This window comes from uncultured Corynebacterium sp. (genome assembly GCF_902489365.1).
In the GTDB taxonomy this organism is placed as follows: Bacteria; Actinomycetota; Actinomycetes; order Mycobacteriales; family Mycobacteriaceae; genus Corynebacterium.
On sequence record NZ_CABTZR010000104.1, the window covers coordinates 1 to 6,168 of the forward strand.

The window sequence follows — 6,168 nt, forward strand, 5'->3', positions numbered from 1 at the left end:
ACCAGGCATTCACCCCGGTAGATAAGGTTTCCCTCGGCAGATTTCGGGGTGATGCGAGATATTCCCCACACCGCAGCCGGATAGATCATGCCCAGCGCGACGACGCATAAGAGCACGGCAACAAATCCGGCAAGGAGATTACGCAGATAAACACGCATTATTGCTTCCTTTTCTTTGCAGTTTTTCTTTATAGGCCTGGGAGGAGGGAGACGACCTGGTCAATGAGCCAGATGCCAATGAACGGGGTAATCACGCCACCTAATCCCCAAATACCGAGGTTGCGGCGCAACAGTGAAGACGCGGAGGCCGGTTTGTAGGACACGCCCTTGAGCGCCAATGGGATGAGCGCGACGATGATGAGCGCGTTGAAGACAACCGCGGAAACAATGGCGGACTCAGGGGAATGCAGGTGCATGACGTTGAGGCGCTCCAAGTGCGGCAACTGCGTAGAGAAGAGCGCCGGCAGGATGGCAAAGTACTTCGCCAGGTCATTGGCCAAGGAGAAGGTGGTCAACGCACCGCGGGTGATCAGCAGCTGCTTGCCAATTCGAACGACATCGATGAGCTTTGTCGGGTCAGAATCCAAGTCCACCATGTTGGCAGCTTCCTTCGCCGCGGAGGTACCTGTGTTCATGGCCACGCCCACGTCCGCTTGGGCCAGCGCCGGGGCGTCGTTAGTACCGTCACCGGTCATGGCCACCATTCGGCCTTGTGCTTGCTCCTCACGGATGCGGGCGAGCTTGTCCTCCGGAGTAGCTTCGGCGATGTAATCATCGACGCCGGCTTCCTTGGCAATGGCAGCTGCGGTCAGCGGGTTGTCGCCGGTGACCATGATGGTCTTGATTCCCATCTGGCGCAGCTCGGCGAAGCGCTCGGCCATGCCGGGCTTGACGACGTCACTCAGTTGCACCACCGCAATAACCGTGCGGCTGCCATCGGATTCTTCCACGGCGACAGGCAGCGGGGTGCCACCGTCTTGTGCAATTCGGGTTACGGAATCCTCGATCTCTTGCGGCCAGGTGCCACCTGCTTCAGTAACCCACTTGCGTACGGCATCGCCAGCGCCCTTGCGCAGCTTGCGGTGAGCCAGGTCAAGGCCGGACATCCTCGTCGACGCGCTGAATGGAACGACCTCCGCACTCCGCGCTTCTGCATCTCCTTCGCTGGACAGAGAGTAGTTTTCAGTCAGCCAGGCCACAATGGAGCGGCCTTCTGGGGTTTCATCCGCTAGGGAGGAAATGCGAGCAATCGCTGCAGCCTCGCGCTCGTCAACGCCCGAAGCCACAATCAGGCCGGTGGCCTGGCGGTTTCCGTAAGTGATGGTGCCCGTCTTATCCATAAGAAGCGTGGCGACGTCACCGGCTGCTTCCACCGCACGGCCGGAAGTGGCCAGAACGTTGTGGCGAACGAGGCGGTTCATGCCGGCGATACCGACTGCCGAAAGTAGGGCGGCAATGGTGGTAGGGATTAGGCAGACCAACAGAGCGATAAGGGATAGTGGCGAAAGCTCCGCGCCGGTAAAGAGCCCCATTGGGGCAAGCGCAGTGACGGCGACGAGGAAGAGGATGGTCAGCGTGGAGAGCAGGATGCTCAGCGCAATCTCGTTCGGAGTCTTGCGGCGTTCCGCGCCCTCCACCAAGGCGATCATGGTGTCAACGAAGGTGGAGCCCGGTTCGGAGGTGATTTTGACCTTGATGGAATCAGAGAGCACCACGGTGCCGCCGGTCACGGCACAGCGGTCACCGCCGGCCTCGCGGACGACGGGAGCCGATTCACCCGTGATAGCAGACTCGTCGACGGTTGCGGCGCCTTCGATGACGTCACCGTCACCCGGGATGGTCTCCCCTGCTTCCACACGCACGATGGCACCCTTGGTCAGCTCGGACGCGGGAACCACTTCAATGCCAGAGTCAGTAATGAGATTGGCAGTGGCATCATCGCGCACAGAGCGCAGACTGTCTGCCTGGGCCTTGCCACGGCCTTCGGCATAAGCCTCGGCGAAGGCGGCAAAGGCAATGGTGAACCACAGCCATACCGTCACGACCCAGCCGTAAAAGCTGGGGTTGAGGATGGACCACACAGTGGTCAGTGCGGCGCCGACCCACACGACGAACATCACGGGGTTGCGTGCTTGGGCGAGCGGGGACATTTTGCTCGGCAGCGTTTTCAGCGCCGCAGCCGCGAGACCACTGCTCTTCTCCGGAGCGTTGCGGTGAGGAGTCTTATCCGGCTCAGCGGTGATGGTTTGGGTTGTCATGATAGTGCCTCCGAAATGGGACCCAGGGTGAGGACAGGGAAGAAAGTGAGCGCTGCAACCAGCAGGATTACACCGATAGTCAACAGCGAGAAGGTAATGCCGGAGGTGGGTAAGCTGCCTGCGGTGGTGGCCTGGCGCTTCTGTCCTGCCAGGCTTCCGGCTAGGTAAAGGGCGAAGACGATGGGCAGGAAACGGCCCAACAGCATGGCCAAGCCCAACGTGATCTGCCACCAGGGCTCAGTAACCGTCAGTCCAGCAAAAGCAGAACCGTTGTTATTCGCCGCCGAGGTAAAAGCGTAGAGAACTTCCGACAGGCTGTGGGCATTATCAGCCGTTCCCGGTGCACCGACGTTGGTCGCTGAGGATTCGACGAGCTTGCGCTGCGCCACGGAAGCGCCGACGCCCACGAGGACCAGAACCGGCATGGTGAGGATGTACAGGCTGACCGCTGAAATTTCCTTGCGGCCAATCTTGTTGCCCATAAACTCCGGTGTGCGGCCCACCAAGAGGCCACCGATGAACACAGCGAGGATAGCCACAATCACAAGGCCATAGAGGCCAGTGCCCACACCGCCCGGCGCGATTTCACCCAGCAGCATGTTGAGGATGAGCAGACCACCGCCCAGTGGCGAATAGCTATCGTGCATCGAATCCACGGCACCCGTCGAGGTACCCGTGGTGGACACGGCGAACAATGCGGAGGCGTCAATGCCAAGGCGCTGTTCGATACCTTCCATGTTGGCGCCTGCCAACTGGGACGCACCGCCCACAAGAGTGTGCTGTGCCCAAGTCACCAGAACAACCATGACGGTCCACAAACCACCAGCCACGCCGAGCAGCGTCCACGCGTGCTTTTGCGACTTGAGCATCACACCATACGTGCGGATCATGCAGAAGGAGATGACAAGCAGGGAGAAGATCTCCACGAGGTTGGTAAAGCCGGTCGGGTTCTCAAACGGGTGCGCCGAATTGGCGCCGAAGATGCCACCGCCGTTGGTACCCAGGAGCTTAATGGCTTCCTGGCTAGCCACGGGAGCACGGGAAATATCTACGCCAGAGTCAGTGACCAGGTTGGATCCAAAGGTTTGCATGGTTCCGCCGAGGACGAGCACGGTGGAGATGATGAGTGACAGGGGAAGTAGAATGCGAACAAGACCACGGGTGAGATCCACCCAGAAGTTACCGATGAGCTTCTGGCCATCCTGCGATGCCGCCACGTCGCGCTGATAACCCAGGTGGCCGATGCCACGGATCAACGCAACGGCGACGCACATACCCACGGCAGCCGAGGCAAAGTTTTGTACAGTCAGGCCCAGCATCTGCGTGGCATTGGTTAGGGTGTCTTCACCGGAATAGGACTGCCAGTTGGTGTTGGAGGTAAAGGAAGCCGCGGTGTTGAAGGCCATCCACGGCTCCACGGCTTTCTCGCGGGCGTTGCCAAAGCTTGGCAACACTGCTTGGAGCCGCTGCACTGCGTAAAGGACGAGGACGGAGGCCAAGCTGAAGCCCAGCAGCGCACGAGTGTAGTTCTTGGAGTTATGGCCCCGGTTGGGGTCAACCCGCAAAATTCTGTACACGAGGCGCTCGACAGCCCAGTCTTTTTCAGAGGTATAGGCACGGGCCATCCAGTTACCAAGCGGCACATAAGCCGCCGCTAGAAGGGCAAAGAGGGCGAGGTACTGCGGTGCTACCGCCACAATGCTGGCGATCATGCGAAACGCTCCGGGTCAATAAGGGAAATGATGAGATAGGCCACGAGCGCGACAACAATGATGAGCCCGATGACCGCTGTGATGGTGTTCATGTCCTACGCGTCTCCGTCCATAAACTCGTTAATGGAGGAAGGACCGCCGAACACAAGGACCACGATCACGATGACCAGAATGTCCAACATGTGGGAGAGACCCCCTTGGGTGAAAGCAATACAAGGTGTGCCCAGTGCCCCAGAGCACCGAGCGCCGGTGTCTAAAGCACCTGCCGAGCATTGACGTTAAGCCCGGTCTCCCCTAGACCTACGAGTTATTTGCGGCATCTTTACACCCCTTGACCCCGATTTTTACGCTTTATTTACGGACTCCCTTACTTCCCTTCCGCTTTAGGGGAAATCAACGCATTCGTAATGCGCGCCGTACACAGCCTCCTCCCCTCGTCATCTGTAATGACGATCTCGTGGGAGCACAGCGTCTTGCCCAGCTTGATGGCGGTGGCCGTCGCCGTCACCAGACCCGAGCGCCCGGAAGCGTGGTGCGTCGCGTTGATATCCACGCCGACGGCGACCTTGCCCAGCGTCGAGGCATGAATCACCGCCGCCCAGCTGCCGACGGCCTCTGCTAGGCACGCCATGGCCCCACCGTGAAGCAGCCCGAAGGATTGGGTATTGCCCTCGACCGGCATGGTGGCCACCACCCGCTCGGCCGACTCTTCCAGGATTTCGACACCCATCTTCTTGTCCAGCTCACCCAACTGAATCTTCCAAACCTCTGCGGCCATGCTGCACTCCTTACTTAACCCTAGAAATGTGACGCAGACTATACTAACCTGTATTTACTGACCAACCGTTCGGAAACTAATGGAAAGGCCAAACTTTTCGCTATGACTGCAGCCCTCGTCCCCAGCTACCTCTCCGGCCAGTGGCTCACCCCGGACAATCCCTCGCGCGTTGCGGACGTGCACGACGCCTCCACCGGTGACGTCGTCGCCAGGGTTAGCGCCGAAGGCCTCGACATCGCCGGCGCCATCGATTACGCACGCAACACCGGGCGCGAAGGGCTGCAAAAGCTCACCTTCCACGAGCGCGCCCTCAAGCTCAAGGAGCTGGCGATCTACCTTCAGGATCACCGCGAAGAGCTCTACGAATTGGCCAACAAGGCCGGCGCCAACAAGCGCGATAACTTCGTCGATATCGACGGCGGTATCTCCACCATGTTCACCTTCTCCTCAAAGGGCCGCCGCGAGATGCCCAACTCCACCGTCATGCCGGATGGCGAAGCGGAGGTCTTCTCCAAGGACGGCTCCTTCATCGGCCGCCACATCTACACCTCCATCCCTGGCGTAGCCGTACAGATCAACGCCTTCAACTTCCCCGTTTGGGGCATGCTGGAGAAGTTCGCCCCGGCCTTCATCGCAGGCGTGCCCTCGATTGTTAAGCCCGCCACGCCGACCGGCTACATCACCGCGGCCTGCGTGCGCCTCATGATCGATTCCGGAATCCTGCCGGAGGGCAGCCTGCAACTCATTTCCGGCTCCGCCCGTGACCTGTTGGATCACCTGGACTACCGCGATCACGTCGCCTTTACCGGCTCCGCCGATACCGCGAACACCCTGCGTGCACACCGCAACGTCATCGAGGGCGGCATCCAGTTCAGCGCGGAGGCTGACTCCCTCAACGCCGCCATTCTGGGCGCCGATGTCACCGCAGATTCCCCGGAGTTCGACGCCTTCGTCAAAGCCGTCTTCGGTGAGATGACCTCGAAGGCGGGCCAGAAGTGTACCGCCATCCGCCGCGCCATCGTCCCGCATGCGCTTGTCGACGCCACCATCGAAGCCCTCAGCGCACGCCTGCGCGACAAGGTGGTCGTGGGCGATCCGCGCGATGCTTCCGCCACCATGGGCCCGCTGGTCTCCGTGGATCAGAAGCAGGACGTCGCGGAGGCCGTCGAGAAGCTCAAAGCAGGCGGCGGTGAGATTGTCTACGGCGGCGAGGAGACCGAGGGCGCATTCTTTAACCCCACCATCCTGCGCTTTGCCGATAACCGCACCCCAGCCGTGCACGACACCGAGGCTTTCGGCCCCGTCGTCTCCTTCCTGGGCTACGACTCCCCCGCCGAGGCCGTTGAGCTCGCCGCCTTGGGCTCTGGTTCGCTGGTTGCCTCCGTCATTACGCACGACCCGCAGCTCGCCCGCGAGTATGC

General features: G+C 60.5%; 6 protein-coding genes. 1 reads left to right on the top strand and 5 read right to left on the bottom strand.

Going from position 1 to position 6,168, the window contains the following annotated elements:
* The 5 genes from RDN59_RS10930 to RDN59_RS10950 all read right to left on the bottom strand — a co-directional run.
* Positions 1–158: potassium-transporting ATPase subunit C (locus tag RDN59_RS10930; protein ID WP_308607870.1), on the bottom strand; the 158-nt coding region annotated here is incomplete at its 3' end.
* 29 nt (positions 159–187) lie between these two features.
* On the bottom strand, positions 188–2,257 hold the full coding sequence (gene kdpB / locus RDN59_RS10935; RefSeq protein WP_308607866.1) for a potassium-transporting ATPase subunit KdpB: 2,070 nt from the start codon (positions 2,255–2,257) through the stop codon (positions 188–190).
* The gene (gene kdpA / locus RDN59_RS10940) at positions 2,254–3,966 is read right to left on the bottom strand and encodes a potassium-transporting ATPase subunit KdpA (protein WP_374044612.1); all 1,713 of its coding nucleotides are present in this window, start codon (positions 3,964–3,966) and stop codon (positions 2,254–2,256) included. The genes kdpB and kdpA overlap by 4 nt, the downstream gene beginning before the upstream one ends.
* Positions 3,966–4,061: a K(+)-transporting ATPase subunit F gene (gene kdpF, locus RDN59_RS10945; protein WP_039672809.1), complete on the bottom strand. Its 96-nt coding sequence runs from the start codon at positions 4,059–4,061 to the stop codon at positions 3,966–3,968. Before kdpF ends, kdpA begins: the two co-directional genes overlap by 1 nt.
* Positions 4,062–4,336: 275 nt before the next feature.
* Positions 4,337–4,747, bottom strand: a complete 411-nt coding sequence (locus RDN59_RS10950; RefSeq protein WP_308607868.1) for a PaaI family thioesterase — start codon at positions 4,745–4,747, stop codon at positions 4,337–4,339.
* 102 nt (positions 4,748–4,849) lie between these two features.
* On the opposite strand from RDN59_RS10950, the gene paaZ reads away from it, so the two are divergent.
* A partial coding sequence (gene paaZ, locus RDN59_RS10955; RefSeq protein ID WP_308607869.1) for a phenylacetic acid degradation bifunctional protein PaaZ occupies positions 4,850–6,168 on the top strand: 1,319 nt, incomplete at its 3' end.

Coding starts and splice junctions, on each gene's coding strand:
- kdpF (WP_039672809.1), bottom strand. CDS start 4,061: ATGAACACCATCACAGCGGTCATCGGGCTCATCATTGTTGTCGCGCTC.
- kdpB (WP_308607866.1), bottom strand. CDS start 2,257: ATGACAACCCAAACCATCACCGCTGAGCCGGATAAGACTCCTCACCGC.
- RDN59_RS10950 (WP_308607868.1), bottom strand. CDS start 4,747: ATGGCCGCAGAGGTTTGGAAGATTCAGTTGGGTGAGCTGGACAAGAAG.